Genomic DNA, 21,950 nt, shown 5'->3' on the forward strand with positions numbered 1-21,950 from the left:
GTTTTCAATTCCTCATGGTATTATTAGGCAAAAAAAATCAGAGGTGGAATAGATAAGGCAGCAGAAAGATTGCCACCATCAGAATTATCATCCCCGAGCTTACAAAGCCGACGATATGATCGGTGAACCTTGAAAGGCCACGACGACTTAACAATCGTTCAGTTCCTTCTTTGAATATGAATCCACCGTCAAGGGGAATCATCGGAAGAGCATTAAACAGCCCTGCAGCCAGGTTAATAAATCCGCTCCAGAAAAGAAGGTGTATTACTTCCCAGTATCCGGGAAAAGGAACTTCATAGTATCCGGTATCAGTAACATCAAAACCAAGTATCCGGAGGTACTGACCTTCCATTGTCGGGTTAAACGGAACTGAAAGCAGCATGAAGATTCCGATTGGAGAAAACATGCTTTTCACGGTATCAATGACACCCTGACCATTATAATAATAGACCCCCATAAAGCCGGATTCCTTAACGCCTAATGACTCAGGCCATGGAGATAAATTAAGGGCATATTCTTTCAGTTCCCCGTTATTTTCAAACCCAATCCGGACAGTATCGTAAGGCCGGGTGTTGTTTAGTAAATCAGAGACTTCTGCAGTTGTCCGGACTGATTCTCCATTAACCGATCGGATAATTGAAGGAGTCGGGATGTTCATGTCAGCAGCGGAATAATTTTGATAAAGACCAACAACAATCGGTTCATGTACCGGAACCGCGAAACCGAAAAGACTGACTAAAAGACCAAAACTTATCAGTCCAATAACAAGGTTGTTCATAATTCCGGCCCCATACATTCTCATCCTGGGCCAGGATTCTGCTTTTTTTACTTCTTCTTCATCCGGTTCAACGAATGCTCCTATGGGAATGATCAGAAGCAGAACCCCCATACTTTTCACCGCTATCTGTTCAACACGGCAGAGGATGGCATGACCAAATTCATGAATGACCAGCGTAAGGATGAATGCAAACCAGACTGCAAAGGTGGATGGAACAAATTCATTGATTCCGGGTATTAAGAAGATATTTTGGGGCTTATGAAGAGAGGTTGGTTCGGGTTTTAATTCAAGAGTCAGATTTACTGACAACAGGAGCATGACAACCATTGCAATTGATACAATGACCACCATGGCAACCCCGATAGTCCCATAGATCCTTAAAAATCCGGAGTATTTTCTGAAATAGTCAAAAAAACCGACTTGATCTGTTTTAAGCCCGATTATCGGACCATATAGGGTAATAAACCGTGGAAACGGTTTGTATGTTCTGATGTATGCTAAGAGAAGGACATAACCAGCAATACAGCTGAGGAGGATTAAAAACCAGTCCATGAATGAGTACAGGTAGCCCGGATAGCAAGAAAAACCTGTGCAAGAGATCTTAAAAATCTAAGAGAGAACGCTGGTCTCTCCGGTCCATCATCTGTTTGACGGTTTCCCAACTTAAACGCGCAATTTGTGGAGGCTTGTCATGAGTTTTAATATAATTTTCCAGAAAGGTGATGGTTACCGGATCAGACGGGTATCCACTCCCGATTTCTCCATATTCAGCAGCGAGATCCAGGATTAGATGATCACGTTCAACTTTCGCAATGATTGAAGCTGCAGAGACGACCGGAAATAAGGCATCTGCTTTATGCCTGGCAATTATTGAACATTCTGACTTTGCAAATGACTTCACCGTCTCACCATATCGTTTCTCATTCACATCACAAGCGTCAAGGTATGCTAGTCTGCATGACAGCCCATCCAGAGCTTCTGCATGTGCCCGGGCAACTATCTCATTCATAGTCATTGTCTGGCGTAAAGTATCTATTTCCAGGGCAGTCCGGACAACTATTGAGAAATTATATTTTTCTCTTATGAGTCCATTTAGCCGCTCACGGCTCTCTTTGCTGAGTTTTTTAGAATCGGCAACCCCGAGACTCTTCAGGTCATCCATTTCATTGCAGCCTACCGCGGCGATTACCATCGGACCCAGGACTGAACCTTTTCCGGCTTCGTCAACCCCAACAATCATTCATAAAAATATCAAAATATTGAGAGATATACCTGATGTTCCGGAAGATTTGAGAATATTTTGTGGGAGAGGGGTGCAAAAATAAAATTCAAAAATTTTATATACGCAGCTTTCCTACATGTAAAGGCACAAGCCTCAGTGGCTCAGCCGGTAGAGCGCGTCCTTGGTAAGGACGAGGTCGCGAGTTCAAATCTCGCCTGAGGCTTCAGAAAACTTTTTCCAAAGCCCCATTATAAACGGGGCACGTATTGAGCGTCTTTTTTTCACGTGATCACATCACCTTACCACTTCTGATATTGTCGTATATGTCCGGACCACATGATCAAAACGGCTTTCATAGAAGCACGCTATTAAATTTTTATAATCGAGCCATAGAAAGTATTGAACAAAAAAAGATAGGCACTTTTAGAGGCCTTCACGACAACTTTTTTTCTTATCAGTCTGTAAAAGTTATCCGGAAATAACAGGGTTTACAAAACCGGTCATGTATCAGTATACCATCAGTGATATTCTGAAGTGACACTCCAAGGTTTACCCATTTCAGATCAACCGGGTTGCCTGGTATGTTGTGGTTGTAAAACTCAATCCTGTTATCAGGTGTGATGTAAGGTTGGTAGTCACCTTTCGGATCCTGATGAACCCGGTTAAGGGTCTGCCGGGAAAGAGTCAGGGTTACACGCTGTGATTCAATTGCGTTCTTCTGTTCCTCTTCTGCCTTCTGCCAATCCCGTTTAACATCTTCCATAGTATCCCGGGTGAACATGTTAGCCTTAATTCGTGCCTTCTCTTCTTCCTTTGCTTTTACTGCTGCATCCACGGCATTCATAAACCACACAGAACCTTCCGGACTTGTGATATAGTTCTGAATGGTTTCTATTACTGCATCATTTGACATTGTTTATGCTCCATTAATTAACGTGCGTTCAATTTTCCTTAGTTGCTCTTCGAATCTATCCAAGTCTTCAATGGTAGACTTCTCGCCACGTTCCAGGGACCGGATGAGATTAAAGGCGCTGGTGAACCGGTCATCATAGCCTTTGAGGATTTTATCCCTCATCTGAATCATTTCGTACAAGTCGTTAATCTGATAATTCAACGAATAGATTTCTTTTTTAAGTTGCTTTTTCCATTTCTTCATGATTGGTTGGTTCCTGGTTCCTGCTTGTTGCAATCATCACCGGGTTTAATGTTCATCAGGGCTGAAAACTCCCGCCGGGTAATGTTCTGTGACTTGTTAAATTCCGGATTGATTAACTTCCTGAATGAGTTGTAATTGATACCGGCCTTTACTGCAATATCCTTTACAGCCATACCGGATCCCTTGAGATAATCCACACGTTCAATTACCTGGTTCTTAACTGCCTGGGTGACATGTATCTTCTCGTCTGGGTCAGTGGGAGCCATCATCAGGGCAACATGTTTTTCAGGTTTTGGTATAACTTCCGGTATAACTCCGTTCCCAGGTAAAGCTTCACCTGAAGCTTCGGGTATAACTTCAGGTATGACTTCTGGTTGTACTTCGAGTATAACTTCGCGCTGTTCCAGGGCGGTTAACCTGTGCTCAATATCTTCAAAGCGCTGGTTCGTTTTAACTTCACGGCCTTGTAATCCTTCAATCTGTGATGCTTGATATGAATAATTCAATTCCCACTGCCGGAAGAGGTTTTTAAATTCACTGATATCATCACAATCTTCTTTCGCTATTTGTTCCAGTCTTACAACCTTTTCAGCGAAGAATCGATTTGATTCCTTCAACTTTGATATTTCCTGTCTCACCTGCTGTAGCCATTCATCAGGTATAACTTTTGGATGAACAAGATTCATACTTTGATTATACTCTGGTTGTACTTTCGGCTGGTCCGGGTTCAATCCTCTTCTAACCAATTCACAAACAGTGGTGGAAAATTTCTTTCCACCTGCATAAGCGATCACGGCCTGGTATAACTCATCAGGCATACTGATAGCGGTCTTCATAGTATAACTATAGTTATACTTTCTAACTATTTAAAAGTTATACTTCAGTATTACTTTAGTTATACTTTCAAAAGAGACAAAAATAATTAGTCTTCAACTCTCCGGTAAACCCGGATATGCGAGTTTCCCCGGGTCATCTCATCCAGGGATACAAACCGGGGTTGCTGGTCTGATTCCTATCGACTGAGTAAACCATACTGCCGATCCAAAGTTGTACCGATTATATCAAAAGTGCCGGAGTAACGAAACATCATCCTAGGTTGTGGTGAGCCTTTCCGATTGTGGTATCTATCTAATTCATACCGGACCATGGTTATTATTCACAGTGTGAACCCTTCAGATTATCGGATAATAACCGGAATTCCGGTTATTTAGAATAGGGAGAATTCCACCGGTTTCAATTCCCTCACAAGTGAGGTAAATACCACTGATGTGTGGTAATTAGATTAAGGGCTTAGTCAGCCATGATTCCTTTGGTGTGGGTGTTGCTGAAAATATATTTTTTGCATATGCTTCAACTTCCGCGTGTTGTCGCTCCAATATGAAGTTGGTGATTATACTTTGGTCAACAATCAAAAGATAAAACAGTGCGATAAGGACCACAAAGCATACTGCATAAATCACTGTCCGGTATTCATCCCAGAAAGATATCTCTTCCATATGGTTTCTATTTAGGATAAACCCAGCTAAATAGGTTTTGTTTTGTATCATCCGAATAGAGCCACGCTATTGTGATTCATTCCGGACCATGCAACATATCAAAGAAAAGAGAAAAGTGGAATAGAAAGGCCTTCAGCGTGATGATTCGGTATACCGTTTCATGGCTCCCAACAGTTTGGTCTGTTCATCAGATGGAAGGGATTTTATCTTCTGTGTCATTGTAGATATGAGGCGCCTGTGTTCACGGGGTGATAGTAATCGAATGTCCTGTGCCAGGGCTATTATCTTTTTTCTTTTGGCTGGTGGTTCATTGCAGTAACAAACCTTCTTTTCTATTTCTGGTTTCATTATTGCGGGTATATGCACCGGATGAGCAAAAAAGGTTTAGTTCTTGATACTAACACCAATCAGGATATCATCTGTTTCAAACTCCTGAGATAATCTCCGGACACTGGTTTTAATTTCGAGTTTTACATTTTTGCTGATAGGTTGAACCCGTTTCAGATATTCGTGCGCAGCAAATTCAGTTTTCGATTCATTTAAAATTATATCAAAGTCTCCTGCATCAATGCAGACATAATACGGGGTGTCGATGCAGATATTTAATTCTGTAGATGATTTGTGTGTTTCTGACATGTTTTCTTCCTCTTGCTTTTTTAACTCTCAATAATTTTCTTAATGTCTATACCAGTTAATTTCTGAAATGCTCTCATACCTTCTTCTGAAATCTTCGGTATGGTTTTTTCGCATGTCTGATCCATTTTTATCATCTGACTCTCGTTTGGTTTGTTTTTCTCACTTGTGACTACTTACGTGGTTTGTTCTTTCTGTTCGTTCTTTCGGTTTGAATGTGTGCCGGGGTTATTTCCCCGGCCATTCTTCGAGTTTTTCTCGTAGTTCGTGAATGTCATTTGCCAAGGAATTTAACCCACGCAATACCTTTTCATTGTCCGGCTCTTCCTCCATGGTCCGGTAAAGAATGGCGTTCATGCCGCCACCATTACCGGGCTTTCGGTAGTGATTGGCCGGGTGGGTCTTACCCGGTTCCATGATGCCTGTTCAAGTTCGAAGATCTTTTCCAGGGCTTTCAGTTCCATCTTCGAATGGTTTGTCTGTTCTTCGATTCCGGCTTCTGGTCCGGGTCTGGTTTCCTTCAGGGTTGAATACAGGAAATGAAGGAATAAGTGTTCTTCCTGTTCCGGGTGTAAGGTTTCAGTCATCATAGTTTTACCGTTGTTCGAACTGTGTTCGAACTCAATACTACATATTACACTTAATTGTATTTATACTTTGTTCGAACATAATATAGACAGATACTTTTATTAAGAATTAAATACAATATACGAACAATGTATAATAAATGGTAAAAATGGCAATTACTATAGACTGTTACCAGACAGTAGATAAAGAGGTAAAAAAGCAGGGCAATTCTGGTGCTATCTATGTCCCTAAGGAGTGGACAGGAAAAAAAGTCCGAGTGCTCTTGCTTGAACCACTGGAAGATGATGGTAAAAAAGAGGGTTAAGCTGATATTACCAAAAGCCCACGTGTTGACCAATAAGAATAATATCTGCTATTAACAGGCTCTTTTCTACCAGTCCCGAACGGGCACAAGCCCACACAAGAAAGGTATTTACGATATGTGATCGTACTACCATTGTTAGTTTCCTGTCATGGGTAGCAACTTTCCAGGGACGCTATCCCATGACAATCCTTATGTTTCTATTACCTGCTTATTATCGCTTATTCTTTGAATTGTTCATTATCTAATTAAAAAGAGAATGCATGCGGTTAACAATCCACATCACCACATACACGAGGAAAACGAGTTTTGATGAGAGTTAGTATAGATATCGTGGTTCACCTGGTGGCCATGTTTCTATACTATCATCTCTTTTTATTCCCTTCATCCTATTTACATTCATCCCAGTATAGATGATATCTATACCTCGTTGTCGTCATGACGTTTTGGGAGTAATTTTAGTCCGTTTGACAATCCGGGTAAGATTCGTCCCAAGTTATTATAATGATGTTTTGGGAGTAATTTTAGTCCGTTTGACAATTCGTGCGGTTTTATGTCACCGGTGCTGTAACGGCACCTGCTATGGTTACGGATCGCTTTACACGATCATGGCATCCACATTACGTGGGTAATCATCCCGTCAGCCATACGTGTATGGGTGAACCCCTTCCGGGTATCCGGACCAAAAAAGAAAGTTACCAGCCGGAAAAACGGCCTTTTTGAATATTAAATGAAAACCGCGATGAACCGGAAGAGAATTTTTTATCATTTGGAGAAGGATGAGAGATCTGTTTCACATTTAGTGAATCAATTCCGGACACAGCATACCGAAGAGCATCAGCCATATGGTAAGCGCTCTTATCTTTGATTTCTTCGGTGACTTCACCAAGTGCGTTAACTTTCCGGGAATATTCGATTACCTGACTCACCGTTTTCTCACAGGTCCGGAAGAAAAAGAGTCTATCAGTTTTTATCAGTTCTGTTACCCGGTCTATGCCTGATTCAACATCACTGATAGGAGGCTGGTGTACATTGATTCCTTCAGCCTGCCAGTCAAACCGCTGTTGTTTTTCAGATGCCGCACCACCATACCAGATAACTCTTCTGTGATTTGCTGCCTTGTCTTTTGCTTTCCGGCAATGTCCTTTTGTTGACATTTCACCTTCCAAGGATTCATCGAATACATAGTATTTCCCGGATTGTGGGTCTTGAGAAATCCAGATAAGAGCCTGGTGGACTGCTCCAAAGTCAATTCCCACTATCACCGGCCAGTGGTCCGGAATATCAAAGGGAGTGACCACATGAACAGACTCATCCAGGTCTGAATATATCTGACCGGCCGGCCGGGTCCAAATTCCTCTATATTGGAGGTCGAATTTCCAGGAAGGTAATTTCCGTTTAGCTCGTTCATATTCCTCTTTCGGGAATTTCGGGTTTTCTATAGAGTCAAATCTAATTATATCGATATCAGGATCGCCATTCAACCAAGGAAGGTAAACATGCGTTCTTAACCATCCGAAGTCATATAGCGTACTTGTGAGCAATACCCGGCCTTGAAAAAGAGATAATCTTCTTTGGACAGCTTCAAATGCAACCAAGGATACTTCCGGAAGGCCTGCTTCATCCATCCATGCTGCTTTGGCTGTTGTTGATTCCAGTCCTTTTACACCCGTTTCATTTTTTCCAGCTACGGCAGACCTAAGAATGATACGGGCATACATCTCATCATCTGCCTTTTCAGCCCAGAACTCTCCTGTGTTTGGATCCCGGATTTCCAAAACCTTTACGGAAGGGTGATATCTACCTATCTGCAATGTTTGTTCGAAAACCTTGAGCATTTCCGGGAGCATTTTTAACTTAAACATGTCGTAGTCTGCACTTATTGCGAGATAATCACCGGGGCCTCTGGTTTCTATCTCTCGAGCGAGCCAGAACGGACCAAGGGATGTTTTACCGCCTTGTGTTCCGGATAACATAGCCACAAACCTCTTTTCTGAATTCATCGCTCGCAATTGTCCGGGGTGAAGGTTCAAGATGATACCATCCCCCCCGGGCGTATGCTCAATCATTTCCTTAACCATCAATCATCCCTCTGTTGCACGGCCATCTGTACAAACTGTATTGGTCCGCGGCTCTCTCCGGTTCCTTTTGCTTCAGCCATACGTGCCATTTCCAGATTAACCTTCATGAGTAATTCCAGGATATTCTTAATCTGTCCAATTCCTGATACTGCTGTTCTCAAATCACCGGCTTTCCGTGCTTCATCGGTGATTGATTGAGCCTGGTTTAACAGGTCACGGGTCTGTTCCAACAAGTCATCAGACTTGGTAATTTCCATTACCTCTTTGGCCTTTGCCAGGACTGCCGGGATATGCTTTCGGTGCCTCTGAACTGCGTTATGATCAAATCCATATTTCGAAGCAATGCTTCGGTTGCTTTCTCCTGCCAGGAGTGCCCTGTTTATCTCTTCACAGTGTTTACTGATACATATCTGACATTGGCGGGCCATTATCGCCTCTTTTTATTGCTTTGGTATGCTTCATTAAGGGGTGAACTGTCCGGAAGATGCGAGTGTAAAAAATAGGTTGGTGTTGCTGCCTGCCTGGTCCGGACTGGTGATGATTCCTAGGTTTTCATGCAATGGGTTTTGTGGTGTTCAAGTGCATCAATTGGAAGTTCGTAAAACATTGATATCCTCTTCAGAGAGTGCGGTGATTCCATCATCAGGTATTCCACCATTCGTTTATGGGTGCAGGAACATACCGGACACTGTGACGCGTTAAGGATAGTCTGACTCATACCGGCATCTCATCCCCTTCAAACCACCATTTGAATGCACGGACCACATAGTTTTCAGTGTCAAATGTTCCTACAATATGAACTATCCGGTCGTCTTTGTCGGGTTCGCTGTCTCCGGGATAATCTTCGAAAGTGAATTCCCTGGTGATCACATGAACCGGAAGGTCATATCCTTTAACCCAGGCGTGAAAGCCGTCTGGTTCCCAGTTCATGTATTTCCCGGTGATGTGTTCTAATCCAAAATGATTCAAAACAATCTGCATTAATGATGTTTTGCCATATTTCACCGGACCTGATACGGTTTTCATGACAATACTCCTGCTGCTGAAAGTGTCTTCAGATGTCGGCTTATTGTCGTCCGGTGCAGTCCAAGGCTTTCGGCTGCTGCTGTTACCGTGCTTTCGGGATGTTCCCGGAAGTGTTGCATTACCAGTTGTGCAGTATCATTCCGTGCAGGGATGTTGCAATCCTGCTGCACGGGTGCTGATTCGGTGCATTGTGGATCCTGCTCTTCTTCCGGGGTGTCATTTATTGCAATGTCTGACCGGAGACACATCATTAAGAGTTCTACGCTGATACAAAGCGCAATGGGTGGAACAGCGTGTGATAACCTGCTCATGATACCATCCGGTGAATGGATGACATTGAAGAGCGTGCTGATTCCGGTGAATACTATCAGAACGGACCAACCAACGATCGGTGATTCATTCCGGAGATTTGAGCGAAGTATCATCAGGCTTCCTGCAATTAAGAGAGCATCCACGCATAACGGCCAAAGCCATGATAAGAACGGTGAGATTCCGGCCTCCTGTGCTGCTGCCTGAAGGTTTGCAAAGCTCAAGAGGAATGCAGACGCAGCAATAGTTAAAACTGCTAGTGCGGTTAGGTCAGGGATGCTTTGCTCTATTTTTTTGACTGGTATCATGCTGTTACAACCTCCTTTGCCTGGTCCGGTACATATGTATCCCAGGCATACCGGATAGTCTTTAGAAATGCACTGCCGGTGAGTTCTTCTGATTCATGGATGAGATGCAAGTGATACACGGATATCCATTTTAGTGCATCGCCGTTTCCTTCATTACCTCTGTGATAACAAAACCAGCGATCGCCGTCTGAACTAATCCGTAAATTTGTTCCTGTTGATGAGCCATATACCGGGTGTGCTCCCTGTGTTCCTGGTCTCAATCCGGTCAGAGTTTCAACTGAAGGAAGATAGCGGGAGACGATATCAAGAGGGTATTTTTGTAAGGGAGCGCTTTTACGTTTCTTCGTGCCACATTTGGAAAAGTAAACCTCTTTGCATTGTGGAATGAGTTTTTCCCGGGTGATCTTTTTCCACTTCTCTTTCATGATGGTTTGCGCCTCCGGGTGTTCAGATACCGGATATGAGTTCTTTATTAATCCGGACAGGTTCCCACCGGTTTTTATGAAATCGTTCAAATCTACCTTATCAAGTTCATCAGGGCGTGGGATATCTGCCATATATGGAGATAATCCTAATTCTTCCATCTTTAACCCTGTCCGGACTGCTCCCAGGGTGCCGGCTTTGTTTGTTTCATTATCCATGATAATCACAATCCTCCCGGCATTCTTACAGATAGAATACATTTCATGTGCATGGTCTTCTTTAAACTGAACTGTGACCGGGCTTATGGCCGGGTATCCAGCCTGGTGAACAGAGATACAATCCGCTACTCCTTCGGTGATAATCAAAGGTTCACCATCTTTCACAGAGTCAATACCAAATACCGGTTCTTTTGACTGTAACCAGTCCCGTTTTTTACTATGAACTAACTGTTTTTTGTATTTCGGGCGCCGTTCATCTTCCGGAATGTAAAGATCGTCTGTTGTTACTTCCGGAATCCTTCTCCCGATGAAGTATTGAGGAATTCCTGATACAAGGTATGGAAACATTATACGGCCTCTCCACACGGGAAATAATCTTCCGTCTCCTGATTCATGGAACAGTCCGGACACTCTCATTTCTTCCCGGGTATGGTGCTCAAATATCTGCATAAGAAATGCATCATCATCAACGGGGCTGAATCCTAATCGGTATCTTCGGATAGTGTCCTCTGTGAATCCATACCGCGAATGGAGAAAAGATATCAGGTCCGGATATAACCCGGCCTGAAATATCCTACAGGCTGTTTCATAGATACTTGTCATGCTCTGATTCACGCTCCTATGATGTCTGTAAGCGGGGGGGCTACGACTCCACCTAATAATGGCTTAGTTAAAATTCGAACGTGTTCTGATGCCCTGGTTGCTGCTACGAAATAGATCCGTCTCTCTTCATCAAACCGATCGGGGTCTGTATAACACTGTTCAACCCTGTTTTTCTGAAATGCAGACAGGATGATTACAGCCTTAGATTCAAGGCCTTTGGCCTGGTGAATGGTATCAATACGTATTGCTGCCGGGGGGTTCCGGTTTCCGGATGATACATAGGCATTCAGATAGGTTTTGATGTTTGCTCCCTCACGTCCTCCGAATTTCATTTCATCAATGATACCTGATGTTCGTGTTATCGGGTGTTCTGACAAAACCATGAGGATATCAGATATGAGAATTAAATCCCGGTTCCGGTTGCCTGATATTAGTTTCTGTACAGGATGGTTCGAGTGTTCCGATACCTTCGGATAAGCAAGGAGGATTCCTTTTAGCGTTCCGGTATCTATCGATGAAACCGAATTGCCATTGAAGTAAGACTCTACAGCATGGATGAACAAAAGAATTTCATGAATAGAGATTTTTTTCCATGATATACTTCGAGCCTCTACCCAGGTTTTGAGTTTTCCTGACAGGTTGTGGTGTGGGATACCTGCATTGCTCATGCAATGGGATACAAGTTTAACATGTCTTTTAAACCTGCAGAGAATGAGAACGTCTCCATATTGTTTGTAAACCTCTGAAATAGTTGGTGAAATGTCCCCGGTTTTTTCAATATACCGGCCTTCAGGTTCCACAATGTCAACCGATCCACCGGTACACTTCGGGGCCATGTTTGACTTTCTACCCAGGATCGTTTCAGAGAATTTCACTATCTCCAAAGGGCACCGATAAGAGACCGGAAGGTTTCCGCTATATGCTCCCGTGTGATCTTCTGCAGTGGTTTCTATGAATTGTTTGGGATTTGCTCCTCTGAATGAATAGATACTCTGGTCCGGATCGCCTGCAATGTATATTCGCTCTATTCGTCCGGAGTCTCTCCACACTTCATACAGGGCATACTGTGACGGGCTTAAATCCTGAAATTCATCGATAATAAGAACTTTGGGAGATATCAGGGCTTTCTTTTCAGTTGCAAGGATTACATAATCTTCATGCTCGAGATAAGCATAGGCTTCTTTGAACTGTTCCCAGGATTCAAAGACCCGGGTGTTTAGTCGTGAAGAATCTACTTCAGCGCCCAGGATGTTTTTAGCAATTGCCCACCGGGATAATGGCATCCTCCGGGCTTTTAACAGGTTGTAAATGGAGAAAAACGCATTCCCTATAGGTAATTCATTGTTAGAAATATCTCCATCCTGTTCCAATGGATCGCCGATTTTTGGATCATATTCGAGTCCGGACTCACTACAGAACCGATGATAGACCGGCCTCCAGTCCTTACCGAATTGATCGTAACCCTGCAAAATGATTGTATGGGTTCCGGAACAGTTCGGCCGGGATGGTTCAATCAGATAATGGTTTATACAGGCTCCAAGGGCTAATCCGTGAAATGTTTTAACATATCTGTCTATTTTCGGGGTTCCATGTCCATTGTCATCAAGTCCATCAGGGTAAATATTGCAGATCCTTCTTTTCAAGTCAGAGGTTTGAACCCGGGTAAATGAACAGATATTCATGTCATCAAGGGCTAATCCTCTTATTTGTTCTTCTTTTATGAATTCAAGCAATTGGGTTGTTTTTCCGCACCCGGGCCCAGCAACATGTCTGTATACGACTGTATTTTTTGAATCAGAGTTCATTTTAACAGTCTCCAAAATGGTTGTCCCGGGTTACCCCTTATAGGCCTTGGTGATTTGTTCGTTTTGGGGTATGTCACAGTGTGACATGGTGAAACGATGCGGAAGTCCGGTTTTATCCAACTGAAAAAAGTAAATATATTTTGTTTAACAATGTAATAAAAAATACTTAACATTGTTGTCAGTCCCTCGTCCCGGGTGGTTGTGAACCCGGGCCGTGAACCCGGGATAAAAATAAGCCCATTTTGTATCACTTTTCTTAAATTAAACCTGTAATTATACACCTGTCCCGGGTTGCCCGGGTTGACCCGGGTGGTTTTGAAAAGTGTCTCTCTTGTCTCACTATACGAATCGAGCGTTTCACTAGGGCCTATAAGGCGTAAATGGTTTTTTTGGCTCATTGTGAATCACCAACCCTATCGGCGCCTTCTTGAGAAAAAGCGATTTTCTCCGGATCGAAGCCGAATTTTTCACCTTTAAATACCCAAAACCGAATTCGATTTCTATTGACCCAGGTGCGTTTCACTAGGGCAAGTGGAGAGTCTTCATCCTGTCCACGTAGGCCTTTTGATAACCTGGAGCTGTATTTCTCAAATGTACGTTCGCCTAGTGCCTGTTCTACAAAACGGCTTTGAACGTATAATAACCAGCCATTTTTAAAAGTCTCCTCACAATAGACATAATTTCGCGCTTTGGCACATTCACTGATATCTATTGTCCATAGCGCCCGGCAATTAACATGGTCCCGGATTTGTAAAAACGCGTCATCAATTGGATCAAATGTTTCCCGCTCCTGACACCCCATGATTTCATACAGCCTGCTTTTGAGTTCTTCCCACTCGCCTTTAGTTTTGATAGGGCAGTTTTCCAGAGGATACACGCATACATATCGCTTAATGAATGGTGTCGGAGATATGGAGATCCATTCAATTAATGGCATTTCCAGGGTTTGATAAAACCCCTCTGAATCTTTAAAAACAATGTCGTACGTAGCCGTGTTAGGATTTGAGGAAGGCCAAGCCGTAGCGCTTGTAACTCGAGACAGAACTTCCTTCACGGCCGGACTTGCAAGAAGCCATGAGATATTGTTGTCCTCTGATTCGGATTCCTCGCGGAGCACGTCAAACAGACTGGTAAGTTTTGAGTTAACCCAGGCTTCGGATCTATCCTTCAATTCAGATAATCCGGTGATTTGTTTAGAGATGCTTTGAGTATGTTTCTGTGACGTCCAGGGCGCAATTACAGAATTATACTGGAACACGATCCGCTCAAATATTTTCCCGGAATCATCATTTATGCTCATTATAAGAGAGAACGTGTAACCGCGATCAGTCCGTGTAATGGCTACATCTATTTCATCAAATACCCGTTCGTATCTGCATTCCTGGTCCATTGCCTGTAATTTTTCATTCAACTTAACTGAATCAGGAAAGGGGGGTTGTGTGGATTCGTCCACATATGCAGACTCGATCATGGGGTCTCCTATTCCGCCATAGGTGCCTGTTCATATGCAGATCTAACCCGCTGCATAACGTTTTCACGGATTCCCGGACCATATACCTCAATCGAGCGTTTCTGATCATCTGTGAGGTGTTCTATGTTCCAGGACTCGTACCGCCGGATAGTTTCCCGGTGAACCTCCTGGTCCCAGTCATCGCGGTAAGACCGTTCCACCATTGCCAGGCCTTCAGCCTGAATTGATACAAACCTATCAGGAGAGTTTTCTTTCTTTTCTTGAGGTTCAAAAACTGCGATACGTCCACAAACCGCGACGTGTGCCGGCAATGTTTTTGCAATCCGGCTGAGCTGGTCATATGCTGCAGGCTGATATTCTGCAGACGTTCGAATCTTTATTTTACCGGTTTTATCAAAGAGTGTTCCGGTAACAAACCTGTCATCTGATTTGACTGCCGTAAGCGTTCCAATGATAAAAACGTTGTTTGCACGTTCTCCGGTTGGTAACAGGGCAAACTTCGCCGGCTTTTCACCGTCTCCGGTTTCAATAGAGAATATATGATAGGATTCCAATATTTCCGCTGCGGTTGCACGGATCGCCGGATAAGGTTTAAAATTCATGATATCTGCTCCTGTCCTGAAACAGTTACCTGTGATTCGGGGTGAGCCAGTTCTAACCCGTCTGCGATTATCCGATCATCGGAAAACAGAGAGCCTATCAGGGTAACTTTCCTGCCGAATAGCCGATCATAAATCTCATAATCGATTATTCCATCACCGAGCGGGTGACTATCCCGGAATTCAAAGATCTGGTCCCGGGTCCATCCAAGAGCCTGCAGGATAGCACTTTGGTTAAGTATTGCGGACCATGCTTCAGAACCATTATCTAACCTGCATTTGGTCCGGAATTCCTTTACCGGATTGATTATCCCATGCTTTTCACACGCATAGCCTTCACGCTGAATTTTTACAATTTTTCTGCATTCAGGGCACCGGTAAACGGGTTCCGTCCCCCGGCCTGTGTTGCTTTTCATCCGGGTAATAAACCCAGAAATCTTTACCTTGTCATCTGCCGGTTTCAAAATGGCTTTGTCTGAAGGCTTTATTATTGAACCGCTAATATCTGCCTGCCGTTGTCCTTCCCGGGTGCTTATAGTCGCAAACCGGATATCATAGGTTTTGTCCTGTTCCAGGGTGAGAGATGCATTATCCGGAGACTTCCACGCAATAAATCTGCATATGCCAGTTTCGTCTGCGAGCGTTCCGGCGCACTGTATCTTTTCATGGTTTACAGGTGATGATCGGATTACCCGGGCACGCAAATCTGAAACGCCGGGCATGAGTTCATATATCGGGCGTGGGTTAAATTCGGGTGATGGTATCGCGGTTTTAGATTCACGAATCAGAGAATACCCGGAACAGAAAATAGAAACCATTCCATTATATTCAGAAACAGAAACTCCAAGGAATTCATAGGTTTTTCCAGGTATCAACTGATATGGAATATCCTTGTTTTTGTTATTCAGGCTTGATGAGACAACAAACCGTATACTCCCGGTTTCATCGCTGATGACTCCAGAATATGAGAGTTTCTCGCTACTTGGGATCTCAATAGTCTGCAGGGTTCCGATGATATCAGCTTCAAGTGTGTTGGTGTTCAGTTCACCAATTTTTATGAAGTTGGTTGCGTCTGTGTTCCTTTCTCCGGAATCAGAGACAATTCCAAGTTCTTTTGAAAAGTCTATTGCGAGTGTTCTGATAGCCTCATCCGCTGGAATGCTAAATTCTTCAGTAAATCGATTGAATTTAGTTAAGATTCGTTCCTGGTCAATTCCAAGTGGCACAAAGCGGGCGCATAGTGCCTCTATGTTTTCAGTCATTATTTTTTCTCCTGAAAAAAATTACTCCCTGAATTCGGGAGCGTTCGCTAATCGATACAAAACGTTTTCGTTAAGGAGGGGGTCAGCTTCATCAGGATCAATGTCCTGACACATCGCCGGCTGGTTCAATGGGTTATCATATCCCGGAATCAGCGCCGGTACAGCCTCCCAGCTACAATAATCGAGTCTTTCACACTCACCGGAATCATTATCTAATGAAAAAACAGAATTATCAGATAACGGTCTGTTCTGTTTTGACTGGATTTGATTCCTGTCAGGTCCGGGGCCATAATGGGTATATGTGCCCTGGACTTTTCCCTATTGTTTTATTTCGCTCATTTTATTCCACGAGTTCCAGTTTTCCCTCTGTCATCAACACCCGGGCCATAGCCTGATGCATCTTTGAGAGGTGTTCATAAACTTCTTTTTTTACCGTTTTTGGTCCGGATTGTTCCCGGTTCATGCTGAAACCTCTTCTAAGCGCATCTGTCTGATTTTATCAGAGATTGTGCCAGATATAGAAATTTCTCTGGCTTTTGCCCACTCAAACAATTCTTCGGGAATAAGAACACTTGTTTTTACCGTTCGTTTTCCCTTTGCAGTTGTAATTATTGTTGCCATGCTAATCAAATTGGTTTTCTTGCGTTTCCTCACAATGCATCTGTTCTAATGAGATAAACCTCATCCGGGGGTGCATGCAGACGAGGTAAGCATAAATTATAAGTAATACTATTTATATTTAATCAAATATCCAATATATATTGGATGTTGGACTTAAGGATTATCTTGGAGTTCAACAAACATCATTCCGTGAAGTCTGATGAACTATCACCCATTGATACCTTCATTAAAAGCCGAAAGTCTGAAACGACGAAAAAATATTCTCGTCTAATTCTCCAAACTCTTTCAGATTTGAAAACAACAGATAATCAAGGGTTAATCCGTTCGCGAGATTTACAAAATAAATTGGTTTCCTCTGATAAGATCCCAAACTCATCTACTTTTTTTAAATTACTCAACGATTTGGAATCGGCCGGATTAATAAATAAAATTGTAGGAAAACATCAAATAAAACAAAAAGGGCGCCCACCAGTCTATTATCAGGCACGTTTTACCGTTGATGAGCTTCGATTTATAAGTAAAGAGGAATTGTTAGGAAAATATATGGCGTTGACGGAATCTGCACTATTGAATAAATATATTACACAAATATTATGGAAAATTTTAATCGGTGAGCACAGCATCTCTGAACTGTCTCTAATTATCACTAAACATCAAGATGACTTTTTGAATAAAATTAAAAATACTCCTCAAAATACATTTTCATTTATTGACGATGATATATCACGGGGAATTATCGAAAATTCGATCAATGAAAAAATAATTAGAAAAAAAGATCGATACCTCCAAGCTTTTTCTATAATATTAAAATCGATCGCCAACTTCAAAACAAAATGATTTTTAAAGTCGTGGTCTCCCGCTTCCGTCATCCTTTCCCACCATATTTCTTGTATATGGATTTTCTTGGTCCGATATCGACAACAAGAACAATCAATTCATTATCAAAAAGTGACATGATGACCCGGTAGTCACCAATTCGATATTTATACAGAGGGTCTGAAAATTTGGAGTGCTCCATCATCTCTACATGGGAACGGGGATCTTCCCTGATTTTTTCAAGGGCCGTATAGATTCTTTTCCCGACCAGATGATCGAGGTTTTTTAATGCTTTTTCGGCACGGTTTGAATATTTGAGGGAATACATCAGATAAACCCTAGTTTCTTTCCTAATTCCTCGTGGGATATGGATTTTCCGGCCTTGTGTTCTTCAAGCCCTTCTTTTATCGCTGTTTCTGTTTCCTCGTCGATATAATCATCATCCTCAAAGTAATCTAACAGTCTGTTAATTACATCAACCGGTGCTTCATCGGGCCGGGTCTTATGTTTCTCAATTCTTCGCACCATCGGATCAGGGAGAATTACCGCTTCACTCATATTATTCCATCCTCTTTCATCCTCATAATAATTCTCTCTGGTTAAATTTCACCACTCGCTTCATCCTTTCCCATATCTCTTGTATATCGTGCTTCTGTGCCCTGCACCATCCACAAGAAGAGTATTATCGGATTTATCAAGTATCAGTATTACCCGGTATTCTCCCACTCTAATTTTATATTGTGGAGGTGCATGGTCCCCCTTCATCTTCTGAATGTGGACAAATGGATCATCTAATATTTTTTCAAGGGCCTTGATAATCCGGATGGTAACATCGGCTGGTAATTTTGATATATCGCGGTCTCCTGCTTTCGAAAACCCGATTGAATAAGTCATTCAACCCCATACTTTTTCTTAATCGCTTCAAAACTGATAGATTCGCCTCTCCGGTGCTCTGCTAAAGCCTGTTCTGCTCTTTCGGACCATCCGGAATAATCAATTTTATAGTCCTCCAGGAGGGCCTCTAAAACATCATCGTATGATTCGCCTGGTTTTTTTAATAAATCGAGGAATTGCTTGTTCTCTGAAGAGACTGTTATTGATTCACTCATACTATTCCATCCGCTTTTAGACTCATAATATTTCTCTCTAATTAAAGCTCACCGCTTGCTTTCATCTCAAGAATTAATTTTTTCAGCCGGATTTCATCAGCATTAGAGAACTCTGATTCAACAAAGTTTTGGACTTCATTAATTGCCAGGGCTGATGATTGATTAAGCGGCTGGCCGCACTTATGGCAGAAATTAGACAGAGGGCTGCACAAGGTTTTACAATAATTACATTGCCGGGCTTCGAGGGAATTTGTTTCTTCTGTTTTATCAATAGGGGTTATTCCCAGCCGTTCATAATATTCGTTTTCCACATCTGAATTGGTAATATGTGCATAATTTGCCAACATATTTGAAGAGAGCGATCCCCACGCTACCAGCCGGATTGAACTCTCTGAATATCCAGCCTGTAACAGATGAGAGATGCGAGTGTGCCTCAGAGTATGTGGTGAGAAATGCTTCTCAATCTCTGCTTTTTTTGCTAAATCCGCTAACATATATCCATATGTCCGGTATACTAGCGGTTCTTTACTATTCAGATTAACAAAAACATGATCTTCAGGGTCCGGTTTCCCTCCTGGATAACTATCATGCCAGGCCTTAAGATATTCCACGGCCATAAAAACGGGGATGAATCGCGCACAACCAGTCTTTTCATTTGTATTGAGAATTGCATTGATGCCAGTAAACTTGATTTGATTCCATTTCATGACCCCTAATTCACCTATCCGACACGCTGATTCATACAAAAGAGCCACGAAACACCTATCGCGGGGGTTGTCTGCACACTCAATGAGCCGGGTAACTTCATCTGCTGTAAGCATCATTTCAGCGGTCTTCAGACTTCTATACCCAGGTGATTTTATTTTACTAAGTTTGGCCAGGTTGAGATTGGGATTTGCATAATGGTTTTCTGCCATCCAGCCCAGGAATCTTTTGAGAATTTTTATATGGTCCGTAACGGTCACAGATTTATATTTAGGTGAGCCATCTGGTTTTTTTGCAGATTTTATATTTTCAATCCCACAAAACACGTCATTGGTATCCAGAGTTTTAAATTCCGATATAAAATCTCTCCAACCAATTAATAAATATTGGAGTTTATAGGCGCGACCTGATGATATTTGAGAAGTCGCCTTAGTTTCTGCAATAAATCCCGAAATATATTTTGCATCGTCTCCAGTTATCTTCCCAGAAGCTAAGCACTTATCCATTTGCTTTTTCGCTCGGGCTTGGTAGTCTTCATTTGTTGAATGAAAATTAGTATCTCCGGTTATCATATACTATGATTAGACGTGAGTATATAAATAAATTAGGGCTCTGGAAATTTCTTTCCGAATCTAGCCTGAGGCTCTTTACTTCTTTTCTAAAGCCCTAATAAGAACAGGGTAGATATTCAACTTCTTTTTTTGTTACCATTTTCATCACGAAAACTTCAGGCAAGGTTTTATTTTTTCGGGCCAGAAGATCAGATAGGCTTTCATATCATCACGCTATTGACTTGAAAGAGTTAAGCCTTATAAAGAGTCAAGTGAAAAAAGATCCGGACATCTATGGGCGTCTGTGTGAAGGTTTTTTCAATGAATTTGTAAAAATGCTTCATATTGTGATCGATACATCTTTTTCAAATTCCCTGGTGAATTTTAGTGAACCTTCCCTTGCCCATACCAACCAACTTTCCGATCTTTGTTGATGTCATACCCATTCTCTAATATTTTGCATGGTGCTCTACCAACTATTATCGGATCTCATCCGTCACCATCACCCTTGAAGAATTGCAGGGATAGGTTGTTACCCATCACAGAGTAATCAAATTTTATGGAATATGCAATATATCATTAAATCGAGATGTATCGCGATTAAAAAAACCCTCCTATCAACGACTAAATAAATAATAACTAGAGAAAAATCCAATCTATGAAGTAATATGACTCAGGCATTGACGGTTCTTGAAACACTTCATACAATAAAACCGCAATTAACCAATCAATGTCATATCAAACGGTTTGGCCTATTTGGATCAGTTATCCGGGGAGATCAATCACCGGACAGCGATATTGATATCCTGGTCGAATTTGAAACTCCACCAAGCATTTTTGGATTTTTGGAACTGGAAGAAAAATTGGAAGAAGCATTACAATCACCTGTAGACCTCGTAGATATTGAAGGTATTAAACCACTTTCATAAAGCGATGAGCCTCATTCATTTTGAATAAAAATTTATCATAAAAAAATTGTCATCTCCAGTCTATTTTTTCCCCTCTTCTCCGGAATAAAGATTCAGATTGTAGCACCAAGGTTTAGTTTCCCAGGTGTTGTGCATGTTACCAAAGAGGAATACTTGATGAACATTAGATTGTCATTTCCGGAATACCTACCATCACACATGACTGAATGTTCCCTTGGAGCACAAGGAGAACATATTCCGGGAGTGAATATGAGACTAAAAATATTTCGATAACACCCTGTTATCAGAGGTATTGAATCATCGGGAAACGATTGCCGAACTTTCTAGAGATTCTTTTTGTTTGAATGACGAAATTTACATGATTAGAGACAAAATTAAACCCAATATTATCGGAAGTATGTAATGGGATCCGTTACCGTAAAAGCGACGTATGATGGATCATCCTTTAAAATCCTGGAACCACTGGATCTAAAACCAAATACTGATTATATGCTAACCGTTGAGGTTAAAAAATTCTGAAACCGCAGAAAATGCATGAGACGTTTTACGGAGAAATATTGAGACGATCCACGGACAACATGACCGGTCAGTGGAACATGACCATTACATCCGTGGAACACCGAAACGAGAAAGTCATGAATAAGATACATGTATATGAACTGGAGATTGCTATCGATTCTGCAGGGGCTGCAGTTCTGAATGGAGTCGGACTTATCATTATGTAGCGAAGATATCTGTCTCTCGCTGATTCCTCATTGGCATTTGCTCATGATGGGATCGGCCATCTGGTAGCATATCCGGATGGAACCGGGGAAGTAAAAGATCCCATGGGACTTATCGGTACCACTATGGTTTATCTGAATGATCTGACAAAAAACTCCCCGTTCGCACATATTTCGACACTATTTAAACTTATATTGAGTACATAGTTATATATCTA

At 42.1% G+C, this 21,950-nt stretch carries 32 protein-coding genes and 1 tRNA gene; 5 read left to right on the forward strand and 28 right to left on the reverse strand.

What is annotated here, in order from left to right; translation table 11 throughout:
* Positions 1–37 precede the first annotated feature (37 nt).
* Together DLD82_RS10790 and rnhB are read right to left on the reverse strand one after the other, a co-directional pair.
* A complete protein-coding gene (locus tag DLD82_RS10790; RefSeq protein WP_109941132.1) occupies positions 38–1,330 on the reverse strand; it encodes a site-2 protease family protein in 1,293 nt (430 codons plus the stop codon).
* Positions 1,331–1,379: 49 nt separating this feature from the next.
* On the reverse strand, positions 1,380–2,018 hold the full coding sequence (rnhB, locus tag DLD82_RS10795) for a ribonuclease HII (RefSeq protein ID WP_109941133.1): 639 nt from the start codon (positions 2,016–2,018) through the stop codon (positions 1,380–1,382).
* 132 nt (positions 2,019–2,150) lie between these two features.
* Here rnhB and DLD82_RS10800 point away from each other — a divergent pair.
* Positions 2,151–2,223: transfer RNA gene (locus DLD82_RS10800), tRNA-Thr, on the forward strand.
* A gap of 231 nt (positions 2,224–2,454) precedes the next feature.
* Here the strand turns inward: DLD82_RS10800 and DLD82_RS10805 are convergent.
* The 8 genes from DLD82_RS10805 to DLD82_RS10835 form a co-directional block, all read right to left on the reverse strand.
* Positions 2,455–2,913, reverse strand: a complete 459-nt coding sequence (locus DLD82_RS10805; protein ID WP_109941134.1) for a hypothetical protein — start codon at positions 2,911–2,913, stop codon at positions 2,455–2,457.
* 3 nt (positions 2,914–2,916) lie between these two features.
* Entirely contained in the window at positions 2,917–3,189 is a 273-nt protein-coding gene (locus DLD82_RS10810) for a hypothetical protein (protein WP_146199757.1), read from the reverse strand.
* Complete coding sequence (locus DLD82_RS10815; protein ID WP_146199758.1) at positions 3,153–3,992, reverse strand: hypothetical protein; 840 nt, start codon at positions 3,990–3,992, stop codon at positions 3,153–3,155. The genes DLD82_RS10810 and DLD82_RS10815 overlap by 37 nt, the downstream gene beginning before the upstream one ends.
* A 441-nt stretch (positions 3,993–4,433) precedes the next feature.
* Positions 4,434–4,652 (reverse strand): hypothetical protein, encoded by a 219-nt coding sequence (locus DLD82_RS10820; protein WP_146199759.1) that lies wholly within the window; start codon positions 4,650–4,652, stop codon positions 4,434–4,436.
* A 132-nt stretch (positions 4,653–4,784) separates the two neighbouring features.
* Positions 4,785–5,000 (reverse strand): hypothetical protein, encoded by a 216-nt coding sequence (locus DLD82_RS10825; protein WP_109941138.1) that lies wholly within the window; start codon positions 4,998–5,000, stop codon positions 4,785–4,787.
* Between the two features lie 36 nt (positions 5,001–5,036).
* A complete protein-coding gene (locus tag DLD82_RS10830) occupies positions 5,037–5,288 on the reverse strand; it encodes a hypothetical protein (RefSeq protein WP_109941139.1) in 252 nt (83 codons plus the stop codon).
* Between the two features lie 225 nt (positions 5,289–5,513).
* A complete protein-coding gene (locus DLD82_RS19350) occupies positions 5,514–5,642 on the reverse strand; it encodes a hypothetical protein (protein WP_281268002.1) in 129 nt (42 codons plus the stop codon).
* Positions 5,639–5,875 carry a hypothetical protein gene (locus DLD82_RS10835; protein WP_109941140.1) on the reverse strand — a complete coding sequence of 79 codons (237 nt, stop codon included), beginning with the start codon at positions 5,873–5,875 and terminating at the stop codon, positions 5,639–5,641. The genes DLD82_RS19350 and DLD82_RS10835 overlap by 4 nt, the downstream gene beginning before the upstream one ends.
* A 146-nt stretch (positions 5,876–6,021) precedes the next feature.
* On the opposite strand from DLD82_RS10835, the gene DLD82_RS10840 reads away from it, so the two are divergent.
* A complete protein-coding gene (locus tag DLD82_RS10840; protein ID WP_109941161.1) occupies positions 6,022–6,177 on the forward strand; it encodes a DUF2080 family transposase-associated protein in 156 nt (51 codons plus the stop codon).
* 7 nt (positions 6,178–6,184) lie between these two features.
* Here DLD82_RS10840 and DLD82_RS19355 read toward each other — a convergent pair whose 3' ends face one another.
* From DLD82_RS19355 to DLD82_RS18595, 13 genes are all read right to left on the reverse strand, one after another.
* Positions 6,185–6,310: a hypothetical protein gene (locus DLD82_RS19355; protein WP_281268003.1), complete on the reverse strand. Its 126-nt coding sequence runs from the start codon at positions 6,308–6,310 to the stop codon at positions 6,185–6,187.
* A gap of 559 nt (positions 6,311–6,869) precedes the next feature.
* A complete protein-coding gene (locus DLD82_RS10845; protein WP_109941141.1) occupies positions 6,870–8,255 on the reverse strand; it encodes a terminase in 1,386 nt (461 codons plus the stop codon).
* Positions 8,255–8,683, reverse strand: a complete 429-nt coding sequence (locus DLD82_RS10850; protein ID WP_109941142.1) for a hypothetical protein — start codon at positions 8,681–8,683, stop codon at positions 8,255–8,257. The genes DLD82_RS10845 and DLD82_RS10850 overlap by 1 nt, the downstream gene beginning before the upstream one ends.
* Before the next feature lie 116 nt (positions 8,684–8,799).
* Positions 8,800–8,973: a hypothetical protein gene (locus DLD82_RS18590; protein ID WP_181391376.1), complete on the reverse strand. Its 174-nt coding sequence runs from the start codon at positions 8,971–8,973 to the stop codon at positions 8,800–8,802.
* A complete protein-coding gene (locus DLD82_RS10855) occupies positions 8,970–9,281 on the reverse strand; it encodes a hypothetical protein (RefSeq protein ID WP_109941143.1) in 312 nt (103 codons plus the stop codon). The genes DLD82_RS18590 and DLD82_RS10855 overlap by 4 nt, the downstream gene beginning before the upstream one ends.
* The gene (locus DLD82_RS10860) at positions 9,278–9,898 is read right to left on the reverse strand and encodes a DUF2637 domain-containing protein (RefSeq protein ID WP_109941144.1); all 621 of its coding nucleotides are present in this window, start codon (positions 9,896–9,898) and stop codon (positions 9,278–9,280) included. Before DLD82_RS10860 ends, DLD82_RS10855 begins: the two co-directional genes overlap by 4 nt.
* A complete protein-coding gene (locus DLD82_RS10865) occupies positions 9,895–11,142 on the reverse strand; it encodes a toprim domain-containing protein (RefSeq protein WP_109941145.1) in 1,248 nt (415 codons plus the stop codon). Before DLD82_RS10865 ends, DLD82_RS10860 begins: the two co-directional genes overlap by 4 nt.
* 8 nt (positions 11,143–11,150) lie before the next feature.
* On the reverse strand, positions 11,151–12,947 hold the full coding sequence (locus DLD82_RS10870; RefSeq protein WP_109941146.1) for a UvrD-helicase domain-containing protein: 1,797 nt from the start codon (positions 12,945–12,947) through the stop codon (positions 11,151–11,153).
* 394 nt (positions 12,948–13,341) lie between these two features.
* Positions 13,342–14,418, reverse strand: a complete 1,077-nt coding sequence (locus tag DLD82_RS10880) for a hypothetical protein (protein ID WP_109941148.1) — start codon at positions 14,416–14,418, stop codon at positions 13,342–13,344.
* Between the two features lie 8 nt (positions 14,419–14,426).
* A complete protein-coding gene (locus DLD82_RS10885; protein ID WP_109941149.1) occupies positions 14,427–15,020 on the reverse strand; it encodes a hypothetical protein in 594 nt (197 codons plus the stop codon).
* Positions 15,017–16,279: a hypothetical protein gene (locus DLD82_RS10890; RefSeq protein WP_109941150.1), complete on the reverse strand. Its 1,263-nt coding sequence runs from the start codon at positions 16,277–16,279 to the stop codon at positions 15,017–15,019. Before DLD82_RS10890 ends, DLD82_RS10885 begins: the two co-directional genes overlap by 4 nt.
* Positions 16,280–16,619: 340 nt before the next feature.
* Positions 16,620–16,742, reverse strand: a complete 123-nt coding sequence (locus tag DLD82_RS19360; RefSeq protein ID WP_281268004.1) for a hypothetical protein — start codon at positions 16,740–16,742, stop codon at positions 16,620–16,622.
* Positions 16,739–16,900: a hypothetical protein gene (locus DLD82_RS18595; protein ID WP_181391377.1), complete on the reverse strand. Its 162-nt coding sequence runs from the start codon at positions 16,898–16,900 to the stop codon at positions 16,739–16,741. Before DLD82_RS18595 ends, DLD82_RS19360 begins: the two co-directional genes overlap by 4 nt.
* 189 nt (positions 16,901–17,089) lie before the next feature.
* Between DLD82_RS18595 and DLD82_RS10895 the strand changes: the two genes are divergently transcribed.
* Positions 17,090–17,737 (forward strand): hypothetical protein, encoded by a 648-nt coding sequence (locus tag DLD82_RS10895; RefSeq protein WP_146199760.1) that lies wholly within the window; start codon positions 17,090–17,092, stop codon positions 17,735–17,737.
* Between the two features lie 28 nt (positions 17,738–17,765).
* Here the strand turns inward: DLD82_RS10895 and DLD82_RS10900 are convergent, their stop codons facing one another.
* Genes DLD82_RS10900 through DLD82_RS10920 form a run of 5 tightly spaced genes read right to left on the reverse strand, consistent with a single transcriptional unit; the run spans position 17,766 to position 19,742 of the window.
* Entirely contained in the window at positions 17,766–18,044 is a 279-nt protein-coding gene (locus tag DLD82_RS10900; RefSeq protein ID WP_109941152.1) for a type II toxin-antitoxin system RelE family toxin, read from the reverse strand.
* Entirely contained in the window at positions 18,044–18,274 is a 231-nt protein-coding gene (locus DLD82_RS10905) for a hypothetical protein (protein ID WP_109941153.1), read from the reverse strand. Before DLD82_RS10905 ends, DLD82_RS10900 begins: the two co-directional genes overlap by 1 nt.
* 60 nt (positions 18,275–18,334) lie before the next feature.
* A complete protein-coding gene (locus DLD82_RS10910) occupies positions 18,335–18,610 on the reverse strand; it encodes a type II toxin-antitoxin system RelE family toxin (RefSeq protein WP_109941154.1) in 276 nt (91 codons plus the stop codon).
* Positions 18,607–18,825 (reverse strand): hypothetical protein, encoded by a 219-nt coding sequence (locus tag DLD82_RS10915; RefSeq protein WP_109941155.1) that lies wholly within the window; start codon positions 18,823–18,825, stop codon positions 18,607–18,609. The genes DLD82_RS10910 and DLD82_RS10915 overlap by 4 nt, the downstream gene beginning before the upstream one ends.
* Positions 18,826–18,866: 41 nt before the next feature.
* On the reverse strand, positions 18,867–19,742 hold the full coding sequence (locus DLD82_RS10920; protein ID WP_181391378.1) for a tyrosine-type recombinase/integrase: 876 nt from the start codon (positions 19,740–19,742) through the stop codon (positions 18,867–18,869).
* Between the two features lie 1,007 nt (positions 19,743–20,749).
* Between DLD82_RS10920 and DLD82_RS10925 the strand changes: the two genes are divergently transcribed.
* A complete protein-coding gene (locus DLD82_RS10925) occupies positions 20,750–21,010 on the forward strand; it encodes a nucleotidyltransferase family protein (RefSeq protein ID WP_109941157.1) in 261 nt (86 codons plus the stop codon).
* A 557-nt stretch (positions 21,011–21,567) separates the two neighbouring features.
* A complete protein-coding gene (locus DLD82_RS18600) occupies positions 21,568–21,735 on the forward strand; it encodes a hypothetical protein (protein WP_181391379.1) in 168 nt (55 codons plus the stop codon).
* Positions 21,736–21,950: the final 215 nt, after the last annotated feature.

The organism is Methanospirillum stamsii, assembly GCF_003173335.1.
Taxonomy (GTDB): Archaea; Halobacteriota; Methanomicrobia; order Methanomicrobiales; family Methanospirillaceae; genus Methanospirillum; species Methanospirillum stamsii.